Source organism: Candidatus Aeolococcus gillhamiae, assembly GCF_016464765.1.
Taxonomy (GTDB): domain Bacteria; phylum Chloroflexota; class Dormibacteria; order Aeolococcales; family Aeolococcaceae; genus Aeolococcus; species Aeolococcus gillhamiae.
Genome location: NZ_JAEKNS010000075.1, coordinates 37,978 through 60,751, shown reverse-complemented (window position 1 = coordinate 60,751; position 22,774 = coordinate 37,978). Strand labels below are relative to the sequence as shown.

The window sequence follows — 22,774 nt, the reverse complement described above, 5'->3', positions numbered from 1 at the left end:
GGGCATCTTCACGCTGACCAACAACGGCGTCAACGGCGCCGTCCTGCAGGTGGTCAACCACGGCATCATCATCGCCGCCCTCTTCCTGATCGTCGGCATCATCGAGGAGCGCACCGGCACCCGAGACCTGCATCAGATCTCCGGGCTGGAGACACGGGCGCCGTGGCTGTACGCGTTCTTCCTGGTGATCACCTTCGCCGGCCTCGGCATGCCCGGAATGAATTCGTTCGCCGGTGAGTTCTCGATCATGCTCGGCGCCTTCCAACTGCATCCCGTGTACGCGGTGCTCGCCGGCGTGGGGGTTGTGCTCGCCTGCTGGTACATGCTGCGCCTGCACCAGGGGCTGATGCACGACCCGCCCCAGCCGCGCACGGAAGGCGTCCGGGACGTGCGCGTGAGCCAGGGCCTGGTGCTGCTGCCGCTGATCGCGCTCATGGTGCTGCTCGGCGTGTTCCCGAGGCCGGTCGGTGACATCGCCCGTCCCAGCGTCGAGCGGACCGTGGCCGTCGCCAACAGCTCGCTCACCTCGACCGCGGTCACCAACGCGGGGGCGCCATGACCACGCTGGCCGTGCTGCCGCCGCTCTCCACGCCGAACGGTGTCGACATCCTCGGCATCCTCCCCGAGGTGATCCTCGGCGGCGGCTTCGTCATCCTGCTGATGCTCGACCTGGTCACCAGCGCCTCCCATCGCGGCTGGCTGGCGGGCTTCAGCCTGGTGGCCGTCGCCGCGTCGTTCGGCTCGACGGTCTGGGGCTGGTTCGATACGGCCACGCCGCACACCGTGTACTTCGGGTCGTTCGCTTACGACCGCTTCGGGCTCTTCATCAACGCGATCATCCTGGTCAGCACCGCGCTGGTGCTGGTGATCAGCCCGCAGTACCTCAATCGCCGCGGCATGCATTACGGCGAGTACTACTCGCTGATCCTGGCCGCGGCGACGGGCATGATGCTCCTCGCCGGGGCGAGCAGCCTGATGGTCATCTTCCTGGCCATCGAGCTGCTCTCGATCGCGCTCTACATCCTCAGCGGCTTCAACCGCCATGAGCCACGCTCGCAGGAGGCGGCGCTCAAGTACCTGCTGCTCGGTGGCTTCGCGTCGGGATTCCTGCTCTTCGGCATGGCGCTCATCTACGGCGAGACCGGGCACACCCAGCTGACGCAGATCTTCTCCGCGCTGCAGAGCTCGGGCAACTCGGCCGACCCGCTGCTCATGGCGGGCATCGCGCTGCTCTTCGTCGGGCTCGCCTTCAAGATCAGCGCGGCGCCGTTCCACACCTGGACGCCCGACGTGTACCAGGGCGCGCCGACGTCGGTCACCACGTTCATGAGCGTGACCACCAAGGTGGCCGCGTTCGCGGCGCTGATTCGGGTGTTCACCTACACGCTCGGCCAGCCGACCGTGTACGACCGCTGGAAGATCATGGTGTACTTCGTGGCGATCACTTCGATGGTGATCGGCAACGTCGCCGCCCTGCGCCAGACCAGCCTGAAGCGCATGCTCGGCTACTCCGGCATCGCCCAGGCGGGTTACATCCTCATCGGTGTCGTGGTCCCGCCGTTCACCGCGCAGGGCAGCGTCAACACGGTCGGCACCGTGGGATCGCTGTACTACCTGGCGGCGTACGCGGTCACCAACATCGGCGCCTTCGCGGTGATCACCATCATGGCCGGCCGCGGCGAGGACATGGACAGCTACGACAGCCTGCGCGGGCTGGCGTTCCGGCGACCATATGTGGCCGCCGCCATGGGACTGTTCCTGCTCTCGCTGGGGGGATTCCCGCCCACGGCGGGGTTCTTCGCCAAGTTCTTCGTGTTCGCCGCCGCCATCAATGCCCACGAGGTTCCGCTCGCCCTGTGGGGCATCGCCACCAGCGCCATCTCGGTCTTCTACTATCTGCGCGTCGCGCTCCTCATGTACACGCGGCCGCGTCCCGAACAGGCGACCTACAACTGGTCACGCACCTCGCTGTCCGGTGGCGGGGTGCTGCTGCTCACCGTCGGCGGCACCCTGGTGCTCGGCATCTTCGTGACCCTGGTGCTCAACCTCGCCATCCTCGCTCAGCACGGCGCCATCCCGTCCTGAGCACCGGCTCCGACGCGGGGCTGCGGCGACAGGTCAGTCGGGGTTGAAGAGCAGCTCACGAACCGCCGCCAGCGGGGGCAGACCACTGCCGAGCATGGTGTCGTGGAAGCCGCGCAGGCTGAATCCCGGGGAGCTCTTGAGGTCGGCTCGCCAGTCGAGGATGGCGAGCTTGCCGTACGTGTAGGCGAGGTACATCGGGTCGTACATGCCCCGCGCCGCTTCCCGCCTGGACGGAAACTCCGGCAACCCGGTCGTCTCCACGACGAAGGCGGTGGCGTCCTCCACGGTGACGCCCTCCGTGTGCAGCATCAGCGTGGCCGCGAACCGGCAAGCGCGCAGCAGCGCGTCCTGGAGCTGCGCGAGGTGGAGCAGTGGGCGCCCCTCGGCCAATCCCTGCTCGATGGCGAGCTGCTCGGTGTAGTGCGCCCAGCCCTCACCGAACCCCGAGACGAAGCCGACCCGGCGCAGCAGGCTGCGCTGTCGGCGGGCGTGGACGGCGTGCACGAAGTGCCCGGGGTACACCTCGTGGACGCCGATGTTCTCGAGCTGCCAGCGATTGAACGAGCGCAGCCACTCGTCCGCCTCCTTCTCACTCATGCTCTCGTCGACAGGCGTGACTACGTAGTTGCTCTCAACGTCCGGCGCCGCCAGTGACCCGGCTGGATCGAACGCCGCCGAGACGAAGCGCATGTAGGGCGGTGACGGGGTCACGCGGATGGGCGCATCCGGAATGGTTACAACCCCGCGCTCGCGCCAGAACTGCCGTACCCGTTCCAGGCTTCCGGCGGCCTCCTCGATGAGGGAACTCGCGCTCGGGTGATCGTCCTCCATCTGCGCGATCGCCTCCGGCACCCCGCCCGCCGGCGAGATCCGGTGCGCGACATCCTCGAACTCAGCCCGAAGCCGGGACAGCTCCGCGCTTGCAATGGCACGGAGGGTCGCGACCGTCTCGGTGACGCCCTCCTGGGCGTGCAGCATCGCCAGGAATCGCTCTTCGCCCAGCGCCGGGCTGGGATGTGCGTCGCGCGCCGCGACGGCGGTCGCGAAGCGCGTGCACGCCTGCGCCGCCTCGCCGGCATGGGCGTGCAGCCGGTCGCGGAGCTGGGGATGGTCGGGGAGGGGGAGGGCCGTGTCGAGGTCGTGGGCAAAGAAGCCGGCCAGCCCGCGGGCCACCCCGACGGCGATGCCGCGCGGACCCTCGTCAACGGAGTCGCCGAGCTCATCCAGCGCCGCGTCGAGCCAGCCGGGGAGTTGATCGAGATGGCGGTCCAGCCCCTCCGCGCGTTCGGGGACTGGCGCGTAATCGTGCGTGCAGTAGGGCTGCGGGTCGGCGCCGCGAAAGAGACCGGAGAGCGGATTGCGCCGTGCCGACTCGAGCTCGACGAGCTGGAACCGCTCGAGGGCGATGCGGTGCCGGAGGGTGATCACGTCGGCACGTTCGTCGACGCCGCGGGGCACGACGATGTCCAGCTCAGCGGCCGTCTCGTCCAGCCGGCGCACCCGCTGCTGGGTGGCCTCGGGCCCGATCGGACCGAGCCGGCCGTCAAAGCTGTGGTCACCTTCGGTGCGCGCGTCGCCAGGGCTGAAATCGAAGAGCTCGGCGACGTAGCGCTCGCCGAGGGCTGCGATGGTGGAGAGCGGCGGCCCGGACACCGCGCGAGTCTAGGTCGCCGTCATAGACTCGGCGGCGTGGAGGACGCCCTGCGCCGTCAGCTCGCCGCGGCGGTGGGCAGCAGCGGCATGGATGCCGAGAACGTTGTGCGACCCGCCAACGTCACCCAGCTCCGCGAGGTCCTCGCCGCCTGCGTCGCGGCCAGTGTTGCGGCGGCCGTGTTCGGCTCGGCGCGGGCTGCCTCCGCACCGGTGGTGATTGCTGCCGACAACCTCGACTCGATCCTCCTCGACGCCACCGCGCTCCTGCTCCACGCCGGCGCGGCCGCCACCTGGATCGCGGTGCGCGAGGCGGCCACCGCGCGCCGGATGGAGGTGAGCGCCCTGCCGAGCGTGCGCAGCGAGACGGTGGGCGAATCGGTGGCGCTCGGCGAGATCGCCCACCGCACCATCGCCGGCGTCGACCTGCTCACCAATGCGGGCGAGCTGATCAGCGCGGGAGGCCGCACCCTCAAGGACGTGGTCGGCTACGACCTCGCCGGGCTGGCGCTGGGCAGCGGCTCGCGCCTCGGGGTGATCGTGGCGGTGACGCTGCGGCTCGACCCGGCCGGGTCGCGGACCCCGGCGCAGCCGGGACTCGGCCCCTGGCGGGGCGACGAGGTGATCGACGTCGGTGCCGCCTTCGCGCAGGCAGGCTGACCCGGGCGATCAGGCGACGTCGCCGGCCCCGGACTGAGGGCTCTCGGCCGGCTCGGAGGGGCCCACGCTCGGCGGGCGGTAGACCGTGCTGGTGAGCGTTCCCTGCACGTAGTCGAGCTCGAGCATGCCGCCCTTGGCACACTGCAGGCGATGGAGTGCCCAGGCAGGTCTCCCCTGGGCCCGCACCCAGAAAGCCTGGATGGGGTCACCGTGGCTGACGCAGATGCCGCCGTCGACGGGGTTGGTGGCAAGGAGCTGCCGGATCGCCCGCTCGACCCGCGCCGCCATCTCGCCGACGCGCTCGTCGTTGGGCAGCAGCCCGGGCCAGATCATGTGGATCAGCCACAGCGGCCGCCGCCACGGCACCTGGGGTGGGCGGATCCCCTGCAGGTAGCGGCCGAAGCGGGCCTCGACGAGGTCGTCGGACAGAGTGATCGTGGAGCCGGGAATGTGGCTGCTGATGATCTCCGCGGTCTGCACGGCGCGTTCCAGCGGGCTGGTGTAGATCTGGCGCGCGCTGGTGGCGGCCAGCCGGCGGCCGAGCGCATGTGCCTGGCGAATACCCTTCTCGCTGAGCGGGAAGTTGGGGAGGTGCCCGTACAGAACCCCGCGGGGATTGTGGACGTCGCAGTGCCGGGCCAGGACGACGCGGGTGGACGTCGGTTGAGGCACGCGCCCGATGCTACGAGATCGACGGCCCAGCACCGCTACGCTTGGCGGGGTGAGCGAGACGACACGGCGGCACTGGGACGGCGCCACCTACGACCGCGTCGCCAACCCCCAGGCTCGCTGGGGGACCGCGGTGCTGGAGCGGCTGGCGCTGCGCGGCGACGAGACGGTGCTGGACTGCGGCTGTGGCAGTGGCCGGGTCACCGAGCAGCTCCTTGCTGCACTGCCACGCGGGCGGGTGATCGCTCTTGACGCCTCCGCCAGCATGCTCGACCAGTCGCGCCTGCGCCTGGCGCACGGCGACGAGCGGGTCAGCTTCGTCCGGGCAGACCTCCTGTTGCTGTCCCCGGCGACGCTCGACGGTTCCGCACCGGTGGATGCCGTGTTCTCGAGCGCGACATTCCACTGGATCACCGACCATCCCCGACTGTTCGCCAACCTTGCCGGCGTCCTGCGCCCCGGAGGTCAGCTGTCCGCGCAATGCGGAGCGCAGGGAAACATCGACCGGCTGCTGGAGGTGGCGCGAAGCGTCGGCCTGGAGAGGTCGAGCGCGTGGGAGTACGCGTCTGCCGAGACGACCAGCGAGCGGCTCCAGGCCGCCGGGTTCGAGAATGTGCGCGCGTGGACGCACCAGGAGCCGACCCGCTTCGACGACGAGACCGACCTGGCGGAGTTCCTCGAGACCGTCTGCTTCGGCGACGCGGTGGCTGCGATGGATGAGGCTGAACGACGCGCGCTGATGCTAAGGGTGGTCGCGGCCATGCCGGAACCGGTGATCGACTACGTGCGCCTCAACATGGTTGCCACGCGGGCACTGTGACGCCGCGCCGGGGTTGGTCGCGACGCACATTGACGGTCCAAGCAGCGCGCTGCTAGTGTCCGGCCGAGTTCTGCTCGGCCTCCGCAGAGGAAGCGTGGCCCGGCGGGGAAAGAATGGCGCCGGAACGCGCCGCTGCGCGCCGGTTCGTGGGAGGACGGCGATGGTCGACCAAGCGGCGACGGTGCGCGACTCGGACACCGAGACACTGCACAGCCTCGGCTATGCCCAGGAGCTGCGCCGCCGCATGAGCGGGTTCTCCAACTTCGCGGTCTCTTTCACGATCATCTCGATCCTCTCCGGCTGCCTGACGGCCTATGGCGTGGCCATGAACAACGGCGGACCGGTGGACATCAACATCGGCTGGCCAGTCGTGGGGATCATGGTTCTCTTGGTCGGCCTGGCCATGGCTGAGGTGTGCTCCAGCTACCCGACAGCAGGCGGCCTGTACTACTGGGCCGCCAAGCTCGGGGGCAAGAACGGGCCAGCCTGGAGTTGGTTCACGGGATGGTTCAACCTGCTCGGTCAGGTGGCGGTCACCGCCGGCATCGACAGCGGGCTGGCCCTGTTCGCGTCGGCCTTCCTCAACAACTGGTTCGGCTACACGCTGGACGCGCCCCACATCCTGCTGGTGTATGCGATCGCCCTCTTCCTCCACGGTCTGCTCAACACGTTCGGGGTGCGCCTGGTGGCGATCCTCAACAACATCTCGGTGTGGTGGCACATCGTCGGCGTCGTGGTCATCGTGGCGGTCCTGTTCATCAAGGCCCCGCACCATCAGTCGGCCGGCTTCATCTTCGGGCACTTCCAGAACAACACCGGCGCGGGCTTCGGCGGCGCGACGATCTATGTGCTGGCCATCGGACTGCTGCTCGCCCAGTACACCTTCACCGGCTATGACGCGTCGGCGCACATGACCGAGGAGACGCGAAACGCGGCGGTTGCCGGCCCTCGTGGCATCGTCATGTCGATCCTGGTGTCGCTGATCGCCGGCTGGATCCTTCTGATCGGCGTCACCGCCGCGATTCAGAACTACGACGCTGAAGCCCTTGCCACGGTGCCCGCGGCACAGATCTTCATCGACGCCGCCGGCCCGGCGTTGGGGCAGTTCCTGCTGCTCGTCGCCATCGGTGCCCAGTTCTACTGCGGGATGTCGTCGATCACCGCCAACTCGCGGATGATCTATGCATTCTCGCGTGACGGCGCCGTCCCCGGACACCGCCTCTGGCACAAGGTGAACAAGCGCACCGGTACCCCCACCAACTCGATCTGGCTGGCCACCGTGGGTGCCTTCATCCTCTTCCTTCCCTACCTGTACAACCCTAACGCGTACGCGGCGGTGATCTCCATCGCGGTCATCGGGCTCTACATCGCCTACGCCATCCCGATCTTCCTGCGCCTTCGCGCGGGTGACTCCTTCCAGCGAGGCCCCTGGCATCTCGGCAGGTGGAGCCGGCCCATCGGGACCGTGGCGGTGCTCTGGGTGTGCATCATCGTCGTGCTCTTCGTGCTGCCCACCGTGTTCCCGGTCACCCTCGGCAACCTCAACTACACGTTCGTCGCCGTGGCCATCGTCGGCTTGGGCACGGCCATCTGGTGGATGGTGTCAGCCCGGCATTGGTTCAAAGGACCGAAGGTGCAGGGGAGCGCCGAGGAGCTCGCCGCGATCGAGGCGGAGCTGACCAGCGTCGGCACGGTTGCGGCCGCATCGGGCTGAGTGGACGGCAAGCCGCGCATCGGCATCACCTGCAGCCCGCTGCGGGTGGCCGGCTACTACGACGCCTACCTGCAGGCGATCGCGGCGGCCGGGGCCGAGCCCGTGGTGATCGCGCCACTCGCCGGCGGCCCGGATGCCACGGAGGCTGAGCGGATCCTGGGTAGCGTCGACGGCCTGCTCGTGCCCGGTGGCTGGGACGTTGCGCCCGAGGAGTACGGCGGCGACACCGTGAGCGACGTTGTCCAGGTGGACCACGCCCTCGACAAGACCGAGCTGGCGCTGGTGCGCGGCGCGTCGTCGTCGGGCACACCGGTGCTCGGGATCTGCCGGGGCCAGCAGCTCATCAACGTGGCCCTGGGCGGATCGCTGCTCCAGCACATCGAGGGACATGACTCGCACGGTCAGCCCCGCCACACGCTGGCGCACGCCGTTGAAGTCGAGGCGGACTCCGAGCTGGGTCGGGTCGCTCCACGCACTTTGATGGTGAACAGCCTGCACCACCAGGCCATCAAGGATCTCGCCCCGGCGCTCCGCGTCACGGCGCACAGCCCAGACGACATCATCGAGGCCGTCGAGTCAACCGATGGGACCATCGTCGCCGTCCAGGCGCACCCGGAGGAGCTCATCGACTACCACTCCTGGGCGCGCGACCTCTTCGAACGATTCGTGCAGCGAAGCGCGGCGCGCGCGCGAAACAGCTCGACCACGACGACCGGGTGATGCGGTGCTGACCCTCGACGAGCTGACCGACCTGGTCGCCAACGGTGAGATCGACACTGTGGTGGTGGCGTTCACGGACATGCAGGGGCGGCTCATGGGCAAGCGCATGCACGCCGAGTTCTTCGTCGAGGAGGCGCAGGCCGCACACCCGATCGAGGGATGCAACTACCTGCTCGCCCTCGACATGGAGGGGGACCCGGTGCCGGGCTATGAGATCGCCAGCTGGGAGCGCGGCTATGGTGACTTCGCGATGGTCCCGGATTTCGCGACGATGCGTCGGATCCCCTGGCTGGAAGGCACCGCGCTGGTGCTCACCGACGTCGCCTGGAATGACGGCACCCCGGTGCGACCGTCGCCGCGCCAGGTCCTCAAAGCGCAGGTGGAGCGTGCCCGCGCGCTCGGCTTCGAGCCGATGTTCGGCAGTGAGCTGGAATTCTACCTGCTCAAGGAGACCTTCGCGCAGGCGCACGCCCAGGGCTACCGCGACCTCACCCCCTCGGTCCCATACATCCTCGACTACCACATCCTCGCCACCAGCTACGACGAGCCATTCATCCGCGCAGTGCGCAACGGCATGCACGCGGCGGGCATCAAGGTGGAGACATCGAAGGGTGAGGCGTGGCCCGGCCAGCAGGAGATCAACTTCCGCTTCAGCGACGCCGTCAGCATGGCCGACAACCACACCATCTACAAGAACGGCATCAAGGAGATGGCCAACCAACACGAGCGTTCCGTTACCTTCATGGCCAAGCCCGATCACACCTGGATCGGCAGCTCCTGTCATATCCATTCGAGCCTCTGGGTCGGCGGCCGCAACGCCTTCGACGGCGAGCCTGAGCTCTTCCAGCATTACCTCGCCGGGCAGCTGGCGGCCAGCGCCGAGCTCGCCGTCTTCTTCGCCCCCAACATCAACTCGTACAAGCGCTACGCTGCCAGCAGCTGGGCGCCCACCACGCTGGCCTGGGGATACGACAACCGCACCTGCGCATTTCGAGTGGTCGGCCACGGGCAGGCGCTGCGCATCGAGAACCGCATCCCTGGTGCGGACGCCAATCCCTATCTTGCGTTTGCCGCGATCCTCGCCGCCGGCCTGCACGGGATCGAGCAGAAGCTGGAACTGCCGCCCGCATTTGCCGGCAACGCCTACGTCTCCGACATGGATCGCTTTCCGAGCACCCTGCGCGACGCCGTGACCGCGCTCGAGGGGGGACGCATCGCGCGTGCTGCTCTCGGCGACGAGGTTGTCGACCATTACCTGAACTACGCGCGGACCGAGCAGCGACTGTTCGACACCGTCGTGACTGAGTACGAGCGCAAGAGGCTCTTCGAGCGCGGATGACACTGCAGGTCATCAACCCGGCGACCGCGCAGTCGCTGGCGGAGCTCCACCAGGCCGGCGTCGAGGAGACGGATCGCGCCGTCGCGCGTGCGGCCGCGGCCTTCCCACGCTGGCGCGCCCTTGCGCCGAACGACCGCATCCGGCTGCTGCGCCGCCTCGCCTCCCTGGTGGAGGAGCACGGCGAGGAGCTGGCCCGGCTGGAGACCCGCAATGTGGGCAAGCCGATCTCGGACTCGCGCGCCGAGGTGGGCATGGTGGCCGACGTCTTCCACTTCTACGCGGGGGCGATCGACAAGCACCACGGCCAGACCATCCCGGTGGCGGGCGGCGTCGACATGACCTTCCACGAGCCGCTCGGCGTCGTCGGCCTGATCGTTCCCTGGAACTTTCCGCTCAACATCTCGAGCTGGAAGCTCGGCCCGTCGCTGGCGTGCGGCAACACCGTGGTGCTCAAACCTGCCGAGCTGACCCCAATGTCGGCGCTGCGCCTCGCCGAGCTCGCCCTGGACGCGGGGATCCCCGAGGGGGTCTTCAACGTGGTTGTCGGCCCAGGGCGCGTGGTCGGCGAGCGCCTCGTCGAGCACCCCGACGTCTCCAAGATCAGTTTCACGGGATCGACGGAGGTGGGTGCGCGCGTCATGCGCGGCGCGGCCGCCACGGTCAAGCGTGTCTCGCTGGAGCTGGGCGGGAAGTCGGCAAGTGTGGTGTTCGCTGACGCGGACATCGAGAAGGCGGCGGCGGCGGCGCCTGGCGCCGTGTTCGGCAACGCGGGTCAGGACTGCTGCGCGCGATCGCGCGTGCTCGTGCAACGCTCCGCGTACGACGCCTTCGTGACCCAGCTGGTCGAAGCGGTGGCGCGCGTCAAGGTGGGTGACCCGGAGAAGGAGGACACCGAGATGGGCCCGCTCATCTCCGAGCAGCATCGGGAAACGGTGTCGTCATTCGTCGAGGGAACACCGCTGTTCGTGGGCAACGCTCCTGACGGCCCCGGCTTCTGGTACCCGTGTACGGTGATCGAGGCGAGCAACACGGATCGCGTCGCCCAGGAGGAGGTCTTCGGCCCCGTCCTGGCGGTGATCCCGTTCGAGGATGAGGCAGAGGCGGTGCGCATCGCCAACGACACGCCATACGGCCTCTCCGGGTCCGTGTGGACCAGGGACGGGGCGCGGGCTCTGCGCGTGGTGCGCGCCATCGACACGGGCGTCATCTCGGTCAACGCCAACACGTCGGTGCGCGTGGCCACCCCATTCGGCGGATTCAAGCAGTCGGGTTTCGGCCGGGAGCTGGGCATGCAGGCGATGGACGGGTACTCGGAGGTGAAGAACGTGTTCCTGGCGACGGACTCCTGATGGGCCGACTCGACGGCAAGGTGGCGGTGATCACCGGTGCCGCCGGCGGCATCGGCCGCGAGGCGGCGCTGCTCTTCTCGGAGGAGGGCGCATCGGTGGTGGTCGCAGACGTGAGCGCCGAGAGTGGGGAGAAGACCGCGGCGGAGTGTCGTGAGGCCGTGTTCGAGAAGGTTGACGTCAGCGACGCCGGCAGTGTGGAGGCTCTGTACGACGCCGCCACGCGTCGCTTCGGCGGCGTCGACGTGCTCTACAACAACGCCGGAATCATGCCCCCCGACGACGACTCGATCTTGACCACCGAGCCAGATGCCTGGGACCGCGTGCACGCTGTCAACGCCAGGGGCGTCTTCCTCTGCTGCAAGTTCGGCATCCCGCGGCTCCTGGACCGTGGCGGCGGCTCGGTCATCAACGTCGCCTCGTTCGTCGCGCTCATGGGCGCGGCAACGTCGCAGATCGCGTACACCGCGTCCAAGGGGGCGGTGTTGTCGATGAGCCGCGAGCTGGCGGTGCAGTTCGCACGCCGGGGGGTGCGCGTCAACGCGCTCTGCCCCGGCCCGGTGGAGACGCCATTGCTGATGCGCCTGTTCAGCGACGATCCTGCGGCGTACGAGCGCCGCCGCGTTCACCTGCCCATGGGCCGGCTGGCGACCGCGCGAGAGATTGCCAGCGCGGCGCTCTTCCTGGCCAGCGATGAGTCGTCGTACGTCAACGGCGCCACCTTCCTGGTGGACGGTGGGCTGAGCGCGGCCTACGTGACTCCGGAGTAGGTGAGACGCGGCATCGGCCCGCGACGGTGGGGCAGGCATCCCCCTTGCGCAGGTGCAGGCGCCCGCGAAAAGGTGGCCCCACCCGGTTTGCCGCGCAGGTGACGTTGACTGACACTGACGGCATGGAAGCGAGCAGGACACTGCTGCAACGCCGTCCGCTCCTGGTCTGGGTCTGTCTTGTGGCGGGAGGAGCAGCCGGCGAGCTGCTGCAGATCGCCAACCACGCAACCTGGCAGTCGCCCACGCAGGGGGTGGGGCTCGGCACTCTGTTCGTGCTCACCTACGGCCTTGCCGGCGTCCTGATCCTGTCGAGGCAGCCCGGCAACCAGGTCGGCAGGATCTTCCTGTACCTCACCGTGGGGGCGTTGATCACGCAGCTCACCAGTGAGTACGCGATCTACGCGTACCTGACGACGCGGTCAGCCCTGCCACTGCGAGAGCTGGTCGCGTGGCTCAGCCAGTGGGTGTTTTTCACCGCGTTCCCGGTGGGCCTGTCCATGGTGTTCCTGTTCTTTCCCGACGGGCTCAAGCAGGGACGCACGTGGCGGGCCGTGCTGGTGCTGGCGGTCGTGGGCAGCGCGGTTCTGACCCTCGCCTTCATGCTCACCAAGGGCCACATCGCTCCCGCCGACCGCGGCGTCGTCGGCAATCTCTTTCTCCCGGTCAACAATCCCACCGGAGTGCTGGTGGATCCCGACAATGGTATCGCCGCGATGGCACAGACAGCCGGCTGGTTCCTGTCCGGCGCCGCGCTCATCCTCGCCGTGGTGGCCGCGGTGCTGCGCCTCTTCCAGTCCAGCGGCGAGCGCAGAGAACAGCTCAAATGGGTGGGGTTCGTCGCGGCCCCGGTCGCACCCGCCTTCGCGGTGCACTTCATCGACCTCGCCGTGTTCAACGGCGCCTTCCCAGACGTGGCGGGGCCGCTCTACCTCGCCATCTTCCTGGTCGGCCTGCCCGCTGCAATGGCCGTGGCGATCCTCAAATACCGCCTCTACGGCATCGACGTGGTCATCAGCCGCGCGCTGGTGTATTCGGCGCTCGCGCTCTTCATCACCGGCGTGTACGTCGGCATCGCCGTCGGTGTCGGAGCGATCGCCGGTGGAGGCGGCAAACCCAACCTGGCCCTGTCGATCGTGGCAACGGCCATTGTGGCAGTGGGGTTCCAACCGGTCCGTGAGCGGATGCAGAGGGTCGCCAATCGACTTGTGTACGGTGAGCGCGCCACGCCGTACGAGGTGTTGGCGCAGTTCTCCGAGCGCGTCGCAGAGTCGTACACCACCGAGGACGTGATGCCACGCATGGCACGGGTGCTGGCCGAGGGCACCGGCGCTCAGCGTGCCGACGTCTGGCTGCGCAGCAGTGGCACGTGGCGTGAGGTCGCCGTGTGGCCGGTCGATGCCCCGCGCCGCGACGCCATGGCTGCGAAGAACGGCACGCTGCCATCCGTTGACGGAGGAGTGATCGTGCCGGTCCGCCACCAGGGCGATCTGTTGGGGGCGCTCAGCGTCGCCAAGCGGATCGGCGAAACGCTGACGCCGGTCGAGGAGAACCTGCTCTCGCACCTGGCGTCCCAGGCCGGCCTGGTGCTCAAGAACGTCGGGCTGACCGGCGACCTCCAGGCCCGCCTTGTGGATCTCCGCGCGTCGCGTCAGCGATTGGTGACCGCGCAGGACGAGGAACGGCGCCGGCTGGAGCGTAACCTCCACGACGGCGCCCAGCAGCACCTGGTGGCGCTGAAGGTGAAGATCGGCCTCGCCGAGATGCTCATGGCTCGCGATCCCGAGAAGGCGATGACGACCCTTGGTCAGCTCAAGCGCGATGCCGACGAGGCTCTCGAGACGCTCCGTGACCTGGCCCGCGGCATTTTCCCGCCGCTGCTCGCCGACAAGGGACTCGAAGTTGCCCTGCAATCGCAGGCGCGCAAGGCCACGCTGGCGGTGACGGTCCACGCGGCAGGGATCGGCCGCTACTCGCAGGAGACCGAGGCGGCGGTGTACTTCTGCTGCCTCGAGGCGCTCCAGAACATCCAGAAGTACGCTCGCGCAACAGAGGCGGTGATCCAGATGCGCGATGAGTCCGGCGAGCTGCGCTTCGAGATCACGGACGACGGCGTGGGGTTTGATGTCACCGCCACCAAGAAGGGCGCTGGGCTGGTCAACATGGCAGACCGTTTCGATGCGCTCGGTGGCGAGATCACGGTGACCTCGGCAGTGGGCAGCGGCACCACAATTGCAGGCCGGCTGCGGGTCGCGACAACATGATCCAGAGGTAGCGTCGGCAACGCGAGTGACCGCGGCCCCATGAGGGGCGGCCAGTAGTACACCGCCGCCTACGCCGGCGCGCCAGCCCCGAACCACCTGTCGAGGGCGCGAGGCAGCGCCGCGTCGCTGCGTCCGCCCGTCCAGGCGACATGGCCGTCGGGCCGGACCAGCACCGCAAGCGGAGCAGCGACTGCCCCGATGACCGGCAGCACCCACTCGCCTGCATAGGACGCCTCGACCAATCGCACTCGATCGGCCCACGGCGCGATGTCAACCCCGCCGGGCTCACCCAAGTTCAGCAGCACAGGGCGCGCGTCGTGCAGCTGGGCGAAGACGCGCGTGCGGCCAGCGGCGGTCTGCACGTCGAGGTCTGGCATACGCCGACCGAGCAGTGGATGTCCTCCGCCGACGTCGTAGTGAACGTCGAGCCCACTCAGCATCCCGGCGAGGTACCGGCGCGCCTCGTCCATGCTCAGCAGCTCACCCAGTTGCTCCCGCAACGCCTGGTGGCGATCATCGGGCGTCGCCAGTGCCACCTGCGCCATGGTGTTGTGCAACACCCGCGCACCGGCCGGATGCCGCTCGGCGTGATACGTGTCGTGCAGGCTTGCGGGTGATGTTCCCTTGACCACCTGGGCCAGTTTCCAGCCGAGATTCACCGCATCCTGCACCCCAACGTTCAGCCCCTGTCCCCCCTGTGGCGGATGCACATGCGCGGCGTCCCCGGCCAGCAGCACACGGCCCTTCCGGTAGGACACTGCCTGGCGGGTCAGGTCGCTGAAGCGCGAGATCCGGGTCGGGCTGTGCGCGCCGTAATCCGTCCCATAGATGGCGGTGAGCGCCGCACGAAGATCGTCGAGTGTCGGCTCGGTGGCGTGCTCGGCTTGCTGCTCCCTGAGTACCACGCCATACGGACTTCCCCCGATCTCCCGATTGACCGGACCGATGCCACCGCCCTCAGGACGCACACCCACCTCGGGCTCCTCGGTCATCTCGACCTCCGCGATCATCCAGCTGGTGGTCGCGTCCCAGCCAGCGAACTCGATCTCCGCCGCCTCGCGGACCACACTGCGCCCCCGTCGCAGCCGACGAGAAACCCCGCACGCAGTGAGCTGCCGCCGGCGAGCGCGACATCGACGCCCGCGTCGTCCTGCGTGAAGCCGGCAACCTCGCGGCTGCGCAGCGCCCGAACTCCGAGCTCCTCGACCCAGCCGGCCAGAATGCGCTCGATGTCGCGCTGCCACAGGCCCAGGAGGTAGTTGTGCCGCGTGGGGAAGTCGCTGATGTCCAACCGGGTCTGCGCGTAGCCAACGCTCGGATACCTCTTTCCCGCAGAGACAAATCGGTCGGCAACGCCGCGCTGGTCCAACACCTCGATGGTGCGGGAGTGCAGTCCGCCGGCCCGCGACCCGTGCAGCGCTTGGCTTGCGCGTCGTTCGACGACGACAACATCGATGCCGGCCAAGGTCAGCTCCGCCGCTAACATCAGGCCGGTTGGCCCACCGCCGGCGATCACCACGTCATGTCCTGTGCTCACGATTGGAAGTGAGGCAGGTCGGGGCCGCTTGCGGCAAGTCCCCACCTTGGCGGTATGCTGATGGTGGCGACAGGGCCCGATACACGGATTAAGGGACAGCAGCCACGGAGTCGGCTGAGGTACCGGGTAGCGCTAAGTCGCGCGCACCGCATTGCTGGCAGACGAGCCCGCGTTCTGGCCAGACGACGACCTGCACGATGCAACCATGCCGGCGGCCCGTCGCGTCCAGCCCAGCTGCCCGCGGCGGAGTGTGGATGATGGTCCGGCAAAGAGAACGGTGCGGCCAGCGCTGGGCGTCGAAATCCGTGCCAGCCAACTACGCGGCGACCTCGCTGTACATCCCGACTCGATCCTTACCCTCGCGCTTGGCGGCGTACATCGCGATGTCGGCGCGCCGCAGGAGTTCGTCGCACGTGTCGGCGCTGCGCTCGGAAATCGCGACCCCGACGGTGCCGCGGGTCGAGCATACGAAGCCGTCTATCACGAGCGGTTCGCGCAGCGAGTGCAGGATCCGCCGGCCGATTGCCTCGAGTTGCGCCGCGTCTGGTGCGCGGTTGAGCAGGATCGCAAACTCGTCACCGCCTAACCGCGCCGCGACATCGTGCGGGCGCACGGCTCCCTGCAGGCGCTCGGCAACGGCGACGAGCACGCGGTCGCCGGCCCCGTGCCCGTGCGTGTCGTTGACGGTCTTGAACTCGTCGAGGTCGATGAACATGACCACGCATGGTGTCCGGCTCGGTTTGCCCCGCTCGAGCGCATAAGCGACGGAGTCGTGGAAGAACTTGCGGTTGGGCATGCCAGTCAGCGCATCGTGATGGGCCTGATGAGCGAGGTCGCGCTCACGCGCACTGAGGCTTCGCAACAGTCGTGCGTTGTCGAGGCCCAGCAGGTACTGGCGCACCAGGACCAGGCCGATGAGGCTCAGGACCGTCCAGAAGGTGAACTCATCGATGTTGCCGGTCGTCGTCTTCTGAGCGATGGTCACGCCCAGCGCGGCCGCCGATGGAACGTAGGGAAGCACGGCGCTGAAGCGCGACGGCAGCACCGATGGCGCTCTGCCGTGCAGCGGCCGCTGCACCGTCCTCAAGGCGCCGAGCCCGACGAGAATGTATCCGACAACCCAACCGGCGTCGAGGACATTGCCGAAGCCGTAGGTGTTGCTCGCGGTGAGGTAGGCGAACTGGCTGTCCGCGACGGCCGCTGCCATGAGGCCCGCAGCCATGAAGAGCAGCGGCGTCCGACCGGTGCGCGGCACCCGGCTCAGGCGTACCAGGATCATCGTGACGATCGCGACGTCGCTGACCGGGTAGAGGAGGCTGAGGACCATTCCCATGGGGGAGGTCGCCCCGGCCCGGTACACCGCGCCCAGCGTCGTGTCCCAACTGACGACCAACAGGCCAACGGCGATGAGTAGGCCATCGAGGAGAGTGCGGATGAAGGTGCGGGCTCGCTCCGAAGCGACTGGAAAGGCGAGGACGCTGCCGATGGCGAATGGCACGGCCAGCAGGTAGCCGGCGTCCGCGGCCGAGGGGAATGGCACCTGCACGCCTCGGACGATCTGGAACCAATCCCACACTGACTGGCCAAACCCCCAGGACAGCGCCGACATGGCCATGAGCGTCCACGCCAGGCGCACGCGCCCGCTGTGGCGCACCGCCGCAACGACGCACGCCGACGCGGCGAAGAATGCGGAAATTGTCTCCATGATGTTGTCGAGATAGGTATAGGCCCCGGCTCCTCCGGTCAGCAGGCCAGCTACGAAAGCAACTGAGACCGCCATTGCGACCCCGCAGGCGACTGACCACCAGCGGACGCGGAGGTTTGTTACGAGACGAGGGGCGGCCATGACCTCATGGTCAAGGCCGCCCGCAGCCGGGACTGTGGCGAAGAAGGCACAGTTGTGAGCACCAAGGGTGACACTCTGCCGATCCGGACGAAAGGAAGGCGCGAGATAGGGAATCGGCGCCACCGATTCCTGAGGCTCCGAGAAACGTCAGCCGCCAGATGCTGTGGGGACTGCTCCGGAGAGAAGGACCGTCCTTCCGGCCCAATGAAGGTCCGCGCCCAACCAAGTTGTCTCCCACTTGCAGAGCCGAGCCGCGGCGCCTTTGGTGGCATTCACTCCGTCAGGCATGGTTGGCAACCTACCTTCAAGCGTCCCTACGCCGGTGCGCGCCCATCTGCCAGCGCCGGTGTCGAACCGGGGCGCGAGTCGTTTGGCACTGACGGACGGAGCGACGTCCGCTGTGTCATGGACGCTCACGGACGCGGTTTGTCGCAGTCCGGTGTCAGGCACGTCGCGGCGCCCTGAAGAGCGAGAGACTGCGACCATGGCCAACGGGAGCGGTGATGCCGTGCTGCGGTCAGTCCGTTCGCACCGGACGCTCGTCGTCGCCGTCGCACTGTTTGCCGCTATCGCGACTGTCCCACTGGTGTTGAGTGCGCCGACGGTGGCTCGCGCGTCGACCGACTCGGCAACCATCGCGGTCACCCCGGTCACCCAGCAGCACGCGCTGGACTGCGAGGCGGCGGCGCTCCAGATGGCGCTGTCGGCTGTCGGCATCAACGTCAGCCAGGCGACGCTCCTGGCGCAGTTCGGGACGGATCTCCGCGCGCCGGTGATGCGCAACGGGGCGCCGGCGCAGTGGGGTGACCCCTATCAGACCTTCGTCGGCAACGTCGACGGCAACTTCGTGATCACCGGCTACGGTGTCTACTACCCGCCCATCGTCAAGGCGGCGAGTGACAATGGGGCCTCCGCCGAGGGTGGGGAGGGTTGGCAACCGGCGCAGCTCTACAAGGCCGTGGCCGCAGGGCATCCTGTCGTCGTCCGCGTGCCTCACCTGCTCGCGCCCGCGTCGGTTGGGTACTGGACGGCGTGGGACGGCCGGCAGGTCTGGTACTCGCACCGTGACCACGCCCAGACGCTCGTGGGCTTCGACTACGGCTCGAGCACCGTGACACTCGCGGACCCAGCCGACGGGCAGCTGCACACCTACGCAATGGCGGCATTCGAGAACGCCTTCGCGCTCTTCCACGCCCAGGCCATCGTGGTGAGCCCCGGCGGTGCGGCGGTGACACAGGCTGTCTCCCCGACCACCGGCAGCATCAACATCGCCGTCAGGGGACCGGACAATTCGCTGCGCCTCTACTGGAGCTCGGACGGCGGGTGGTACGGGCCGGTCGGGCTGGAAGGGCCCGGCGCGGCGTTCTCGGGGCCCGCCGTGGTCGCCGAGGGCAACGGCAACTTTGACGTCGCCGTCGAGGGTCCGAGCAACACGCTCGACCTGTACTGGTACATCTCTGACCGGTGGTATGGACCGGGCCAAGTGGGCCCACCTGGATCGACGTACTCAACGCCGTCGATGACGATCGACCCCAACGGGCACATCACCATCGCCGTGCAGGGGCCGTCGCACAGCCTGTACGTCTTCTGGAACGCTGCCAGCAAGTGGTACGGGCCCGGTGGGCTCGGAGCCGCGAACTCCACCTTCGGCGCTCCGGCGCTGGCGCTGGTCGGCTCGGCGCCGCAGACGCTCGAAGCGGTGGTGCAGAGCGGGGACGCTGCGCTGCAGCAGTACAGCGAGCACAGCGGCGGCTCGTGGTCCGGACCGAACGCGTGGTCGCAAGTCGACCAGCAATACTCCGCAGCGGCGAGCACGCCTGCGGTCACGCTGTATCAGGGCCCGGGAAACTCGCTCGATGCCCACAGCGCATCGGGCACGACACGGGTCGGTGCCCCGGGGACAACGTTCTCCGCGCCCGCTGTCGCCTCCTTTGGCACAGTCACGTACGCTGCTTCACAGGGATTCGGCCACCGCCTCGACTTCTACATCGACAACGGCGGGTGGGGCGGGGCGACCATCCCGGGCTCCAACGCAAGCTCGTACTCCGCGCCATCGGTCGTTGTCGAAGCAGGCGGCAACGTCGACCTCGCCGTGGAGGGGCCTTCCAACACGCTGTATCTGTTCTGGCGCATCGGCAGCAGATGGTACGGCCCGGGACAGATCGGCACCGTGGGGTCAGTGTTCGCGGCTCTGCCGTAGCGCGCGTGTTCCTGTCGCGTGCTGTTTGCTGTCAGCACCGTGAGTGATCGGCGGCCCTGATCGCGACAGGGCTGCGCTACGCTCGGCCCGGCGCGGTGTGCGCCTCAGTTGAGGCGCTCGACGATCATGGCCATGCCCATGCCGCCGCCGACGCACATGGTCTCGAGGCCGATGGTCTTGTCGAGGGTGCGGTCAAAGAGCTCGAAGAACTCGCGGGGCTTCGTGATTAGGAGGCGGTTGGGAAGGCATTCGGCTGCGAGGCGGACGCGGCAACTGGATTCAGCATGAGGGTAGAGCGCCCCCGGCAAGAGCGCCCCCGGCAGGAATCGAACCTGCGACCAACCGCTTAGAAGGCGGCTGCTCTATCCGCTGAGCTACGGGGGCGCGGCCAGTGTGCCCCATATAATCGCTGAGCTTCATGGTGGCTATAGCTCAGCTGGTTAGAGTGCCAGGTTGTGGCCCTGGAGGTCGAGGGTTCAAATCCCTCTAGCCACCCCATCCAGCCACCGACAGCGGCGCCGACGCGTCGGCTCAGATGACGACTCGGGCGTCATCCAGGCGCGCGGCGAGGGCGGCGGCAACTGCCGCTGACAGCGAAACTCCCACGCCGACTGGCACAGGGCCCCCGTTGAGGATGTGCTCTGCATGCTCCAGCCAGCGTGCGTCGGAGGCGATTTCATCGACCAGTGGTTCGCCGCCCAACCGTGCCACGAAGCGCGCGGCGATCCAGGCGAGGCGGCCGCTGCTCGTTTCGGCGGCGAAGCGGTTCCCCTGTTCAGCGAGTCGTGTACCCACCGCGAGGATGGCCATGCGCCGGGCCAGGCGGCGGATGGGCAGCTGTTGTGCGATCGGATCCTCGGCGGCGAGCCGGTCGAGCGTGTGCGCCAGTGCGTGGATCTCGCCGAGCAGCGGCGCGGCCAGCGCTGACGCTGGGCCCCGCTCCCCAGCGCCCTCGGCGCGGCGCTCGAGGTCACTGAGGAAATGCGGCCCCGCACCGTGCCGCAGCGCGCGCAGCACGTCGAGCGCAATCACGTTGCCCGAGCCCTCCCAGATGGCGTGCACGGACACGTCGCGCAGCATGCGTGCGTCCGGCCAGTCCTCGATGAAGCCGTTGCCGCCACGGATCTCCATGGCGTCGCCGCCGCAGATGCGGGCGCGCTCGGTGAAGTAGCCCTTGAACAGCGGGGTGAGCAGGCGCAGCGCGCCCCCGGCCTCTGAGTCGCCGGCATCCGCCTTGTCGAGGAGCTCGCTGACCGCGACGGTCGCGGTGAGCGCCGCGGTGGAGTCCACGACCAGCTCGGCAAGGCTGTCGCGCATCAGCGGATGGGTCTGCAGGATTCCCCCGAAGGTCCGGCGCTGAGCGGTGTGGTCGAGAGCCTCGACGGTGTTCCGCCGCATCGCTCCGGCGGTGGCGGCTACGATGCCGACGCGGGTCAGCGACACCATGTCCATCATCTGGCGCATGCCGCGATCCAGCGCGCCGACCTGCCAGGCGAAGGCGCCGCGCAGGCCAACCTCGCCTGACGCCATCGCGCGAGTGCCGAACTTGTTCTTGAGGCGGTGGATGAGGATGGCGTTGCGGCTGCCGTCATCGAGCACGTGCGGCATGAGAAAGAGCCCGAGCCCGGCGGGCCCCGCCGGCGCGCCCTCGGGGCGGGCCATCACCAGCACGAGGTCTGACTGCGGGCAGCTGCCGAACCACTTTTCGCCATGCAGACGCCAGCCTCCGTCGTCGTCGCGCACGGCCACGGTCTCGTTGGCGCCGACGTCGGAGCCGCCCGCCTTCTCGGTGAGGAACATCGCCGAGGTGATGTGCGCCCCGGTGTCGTCGGCGATGCGTGAGACGAAACGCTCGGCCAGGGCTGGGTCGTTGCGCGCCAGGCAGCGCGCCATTGCGTCCATCATCCCGACTGGGCAGCCGGTGATCGCCTGGTCGGCCTGCAGGAACATGTAGGAGACCGCGCTGACCAGCGCGCGCGGTGCCACCCCCGGCAGGCCGCGCCAGCCTGGCAGGTGCGCGGAGCGCACAGTTCCGAAGCCGAGCACGGTATTGATCAGCTCGTCGTAGGCGGGATGGAAGTCGATGACATCGACGCGTGCACCGCGGGCGTCGTACTGCTGCAGCACCGGCGGGTGGCGGTCCGCGGCAACCGCCAGCGGCTCGACGCGCTGCGGCACCAGCGCACCGAGCTCGGCCAGCGCCGCGTCCGCCACCGGCCAGACCGCCTCTCCGACGCTGTCGCGGAGCAGCCAGCGGAGATGCTCGTCGCCGCTGTACCAGTCCTCGCGCTGCGGGGGCGGGATGTGTCGGGCGCCGGGATCGCTGGGCAGCATGCGCGTAGGTTATGCCCGCGCCAGCGCAGCGCCATGCCACTGACCGCGGGCGACGAGCACCTCGCGGAGCAGCCGGGGACGGTCGGTCATGATCGCGTCGACGCCGAGCTCGAGGAGCTCGGTCATCTCGGCGGCGTGGTCGATCGTCCAGACGTGGACCTGCAGCCCGGCCGCGTGGGCGGCGTCGAGGAAACGGCGATCGACCACCACCAGCCGGCGCGCCCGCACCGGCACCTGCACGCAGTCGGCCCGCAACCGTGGCATCCTGCCGCTGCGCGAGGCCAGCCAGGCGGCGGTGATCCCTGCCGGTCCCATCGAGGTGCAGATCGCCCCACCGCAGAGCCGCCGCACCCGGCGCAATCGGTCGTCGGAGAACGACCCGATGCAGACGCGGTCGACGGCATCGAGGCGGCGCAACAGCTCCACAAGCGGCTCGACGACGGCGTCCGACTTGGTGTCGATATTGACAAAAACGCCCGGCCAGCGGGTCAGCACCTCCTCCATCGTGGGGACCCGGATGCCGGTGCCGCGGTGTGGGAACGTGTTGCCGTCGGGGCTGAAGTGGTAGGCGGCGTCGGCGGTGAGGATCTCTGCAGCTGTGAGGTCGACAAGCCTGCCGCGGCGATCGGTGACCCGCTCGAGCACGTGATCGTGGAATGAGAAGACGACGCCGTCACTGCTGACGTGGGCGTCGGTCTCGAGATGGAGGTAGCCGAGCTCGATGGCGGCGTCGAACGCCGGCAGGGTGTTCTCGGGAAGCTCCTCGGCGCCCCCGCGATGGGCGATCGCGATCGGGGTGGGGTGATCGAGGAAGGCGGGCATC

Annotated in this window: 16 protein-coding genes, 2 tRNA genes and 2 pseudogenes; 12 read left to right on the top strand and 8 right to left on the bottom strand. The window is 68.6% G+C overall.

Annotation, left to right across the window (positions count from 1 at the left end; translation table 11 throughout):
- Positions 1-559: proton-conducting transporter transmembrane domain-containing protein (locus JF886_RS07380; protein WP_337311067.1), on the top strand; the 559-nt coding region annotated here is incomplete at its 5' end.
- The gene (locus JF886_RS07375; RefSeq protein WP_337311065.1) at positions 556-2,085 is read left to right on the top strand and encodes an NADH-quinone oxidoreductase subunit N; all 1,530 of its coding nucleotides are present in this window, start codon (positions 556-558) and stop codon (positions 2,083-2,085) included. The genes JF886_RS07380 and JF886_RS07375, both read left to right, overlap by 4 nt.
- Before the next feature lie 33 nt (positions 2,086-2,118).
- Here the strand turns inward: JF886_RS07375 and JF886_RS07370 are convergent, their stop codons facing one another.
- Positions 2,119-3,738 (bottom strand): DUF885 domain-containing protein, encoded by a 1,620-nt coding sequence (locus tag JF886_RS07370; protein ID WP_337311063.1) that lies wholly within the window; start codon positions 3,736-3,738, stop codon positions 2,119-2,121.
- Positions 3,739-3,774: 36 nt separating this feature from the next.
- Here JF886_RS07370 and JF886_RS07365 point away from each other — a divergent pair, with 36 nt between their 5' ends.
- Complete coding sequence (locus JF886_RS07365) at positions 3,775-4,395, top strand: hypothetical protein (RefSeq protein WP_337311061.1); 621 nt, start codon at positions 3,775-3,777, stop codon at positions 4,393-4,395.
- A 9-nt stretch (positions 4,396-4,404) separates the two neighbouring features.
- Here JF886_RS07365 and JF886_RS07360 read toward each other — a convergent pair whose 3' ends face one another.
- A complete protein-coding gene (locus JF886_RS07360; protein WP_337311060.1) occupies positions 4,405-5,067 on the bottom strand; it encodes a histidine phosphatase family protein in 663 nt (220 codons plus the stop codon).
- 49 nt (positions 5,068-5,116) lie between these two features.
- On the opposite strand from JF886_RS07360, the gene JF886_RS07355 reads away from it, so the two are divergent.
- The 7 genes from JF886_RS07355 (at position 5,117) to JF886_RS07325 (ending at position 14,034) form a co-directional block, all read left to right on the top strand.
- On the top strand, positions 5,117-5,884 hold the full coding sequence (locus JF886_RS07355) for a methyltransferase domain-containing protein (protein WP_337311058.1): 768 nt from the start codon (positions 5,117-5,119) through the stop codon (positions 5,882-5,884).
- 160 nt (positions 5,885-6,044) lie between these two features.
- A complete protein-coding gene (locus JF886_RS07350; protein ID WP_337311056.1) occupies positions 6,045-7,598 on the top strand; it encodes an amino acid permease in 1,554 nt (517 codons plus the stop codon).
- A complete protein-coding gene (locus JF886_RS07345) occupies positions 7,599-8,318 on the top strand; it encodes a gamma-glutamyl-gamma-aminobutyrate hydrolase family protein (RefSeq protein ID WP_337311054.1) in 720 nt (239 codons plus the stop codon).
- A 4-nt stretch (positions 8,319-8,322) separates the two neighbouring features.
- Positions 8,323-9,657, top strand: a complete 1,335-nt coding sequence (locus JF886_RS07340; RefSeq protein ID WP_337311052.1) for a glutamine synthetase family protein — start codon at positions 8,323-8,325, stop codon at positions 9,655-9,657.
- Positions 9,654-11,006 (top strand): aldehyde dehydrogenase family protein, encoded by a 1,353-nt coding sequence (locus JF886_RS07335; protein WP_337311050.1) that lies wholly within the window; start codon positions 9,654-9,656, stop codon positions 11,004-11,006. Before JF886_RS07340 ends, JF886_RS07335 begins: the two co-directional genes overlap by 4 nt.
- The gene (locus JF886_RS07330; protein ID WP_337311048.1) at positions 11,006-11,773 is read left to right on the top strand and encodes a glucose 1-dehydrogenase; all 768 of its coding nucleotides are present in this window, start codon (positions 11,006-11,008) and stop codon (positions 11,771-11,773) included. The genes JF886_RS07335 and JF886_RS07330 overlap by 1 nt, the downstream gene beginning before the upstream one ends.
- 122 nt (positions 11,774-11,895) lie before the next feature.
- Entirely contained in the window at positions 11,896-14,034 is a 2,139-nt protein-coding gene (locus JF886_RS07325) for a sensor histidine kinase (protein ID WP_337311046.1), read from the top strand.
- A 68-nt stretch (positions 14,035-14,102) separates the two neighbouring features.
- Here JF886_RS07325 and JF886_RS07320 read toward each other — a convergent pair.
- Both JF886_RS07320 and JF886_RS07315 read right to left on the bottom strand, forming a co-directional pair.
- Positions 14,103-15,520, bottom strand: a pseudogene (locus JF886_RS07320) (FAD-dependent monooxygenase).
- A 367-nt stretch (positions 15,521-15,887) separates the two neighbouring features.
- A complete protein-coding gene (locus JF886_RS07315; RefSeq protein WP_337311044.1) occupies positions 15,888-17,417 on the bottom strand; it encodes a GGDEF domain-containing protein in 1,530 nt (509 codons plus the stop codon).
- A gap of 484 nt (positions 17,418-17,901) precedes the next feature.
- Between JF886_RS07315 and JF886_RS07310 the strand changes: the two genes are divergently transcribed.
- Positions 17,902-19,617 (top strand): C39 family peptidase, encoded by a 1,716-nt coding sequence (locus JF886_RS07310; RefSeq protein WP_337311042.1) that lies wholly within the window; start codon positions 17,902-17,904, stop codon positions 19,615-19,617.
- A 104-nt stretch (positions 19,618-19,721) separates the two neighbouring features.
- Here JF886_RS07310 and JF886_RS07305 read toward each other — a convergent pair.
- Positions 19,722-19,808 (bottom strand): annotated as a pseudogene (locus tag JF886_RS07305) (hypothetical protein); the annotation flags it as partial.
- A gap of 120 nt (positions 19,809-19,928) precedes the next feature.
- A tRNA-Arg gene (locus JF886_RS07300) sits at positions 19,929-20,001 on the bottom strand.
- A gap of 37 nt (positions 20,002-20,038) precedes the next feature.
- On the opposite strand from JF886_RS07300, the gene JF886_RS07295 reads away from it, so the two are divergent.
- Positions 20,039-20,115 (top strand) — tRNA-His (locus JF886_RS07295).
- A gap of 33 nt (positions 20,116-20,148) precedes the next feature.
- On the opposite strand, the gene JF886_RS07290 is transcribed toward JF886_RS07295, so the two are convergent.
- Positions 20,149-21,951: an acyl-CoA dehydrogenase family protein gene (locus JF886_RS07290; RefSeq protein ID WP_337311040.1), complete on the bottom strand. Its 1,803-nt coding sequence runs from the start codon at positions 21,949-21,951 to the stop codon at positions 20,149-20,151.
- A gap of 9 nt (positions 21,952-21,960) precedes the next feature.
- Positions 21,961-22,773 carry a glycerophosphodiester phosphodiesterase family protein gene (locus tag JF886_RS07285; protein ID WP_337311038.1) on the bottom strand — a complete coding sequence of 271 codons (813 nt, stop codon included), beginning with the start codon at positions 22,771-22,773 and terminating at the stop codon, positions 21,961-21,963.
- Position 22,774: the final 1 nt, after the last annotated feature.

Excerpts from the sequence above, each read along its gene's own strand:
- JF886_RS07375 (WP_337311065.1), top strand. The coding sequence starts at position 556 with ATGACCACGCTGGCCGTGCTGCCGCCGCTCTCCACGCCGAACGGTGTC.
- JF886_RS07350 (WP_337311056.1), top strand. The coding sequence starts at position 6,045 with ATGGTCGACCAAGCGGCGACGGTGCGCGACTCGGACACCGAGACACTG.
- JF886_RS07335 (WP_337311050.1), top strand. The coding sequence starts at position 9,654 with ATGACACTGCAGGTCATCAACCCGGCGACCGCGCAGTCGCTGGCGGAG.
- JF886_RS07330 (WP_337311048.1), top strand. The coding sequence starts at position 11,006 with ATGGGCCGACTCGACGGCAAGGTGGCGGTGATCACCGGTGCCGCCGGC.
- JF886_RS07325 (WP_337311046.1), top strand. The coding sequence starts at position 11,896 with ATGGAAGCGAGCAGGACACTGCTGCAACGCCGTCCGCTCCTGGTCTGG.
- JF886_RS07315 (WP_337311044.1), bottom strand. The coding sequence starts at position 17,417 with ATGGCCGCCCCTCGTCTCGTAACAAACCTCCGCGTCCGCTGGTGGTCA.
- JF886_RS07310 (WP_337311042.1), top strand. The coding sequence starts at position 17,902 with ATGGCCAACGGGAGCGGTGATGCCGTGCTGCGGTCAGTCCGTTCGCAC.
- JF886_RS07290 (WP_337311040.1), bottom strand. The coding sequence starts at position 21,951 with ATGCTGCCCAGCGATCCCGGCGCCCGACACATCCCGCCCCCGCAGCGC.
- JF886_RS07285 (WP_337311038.1), bottom strand. The coding sequence starts at position 22,773 with ATGCCCGCCTTCCTCGATCACCCCACCCCGATCGCGATCGCCCATCGC.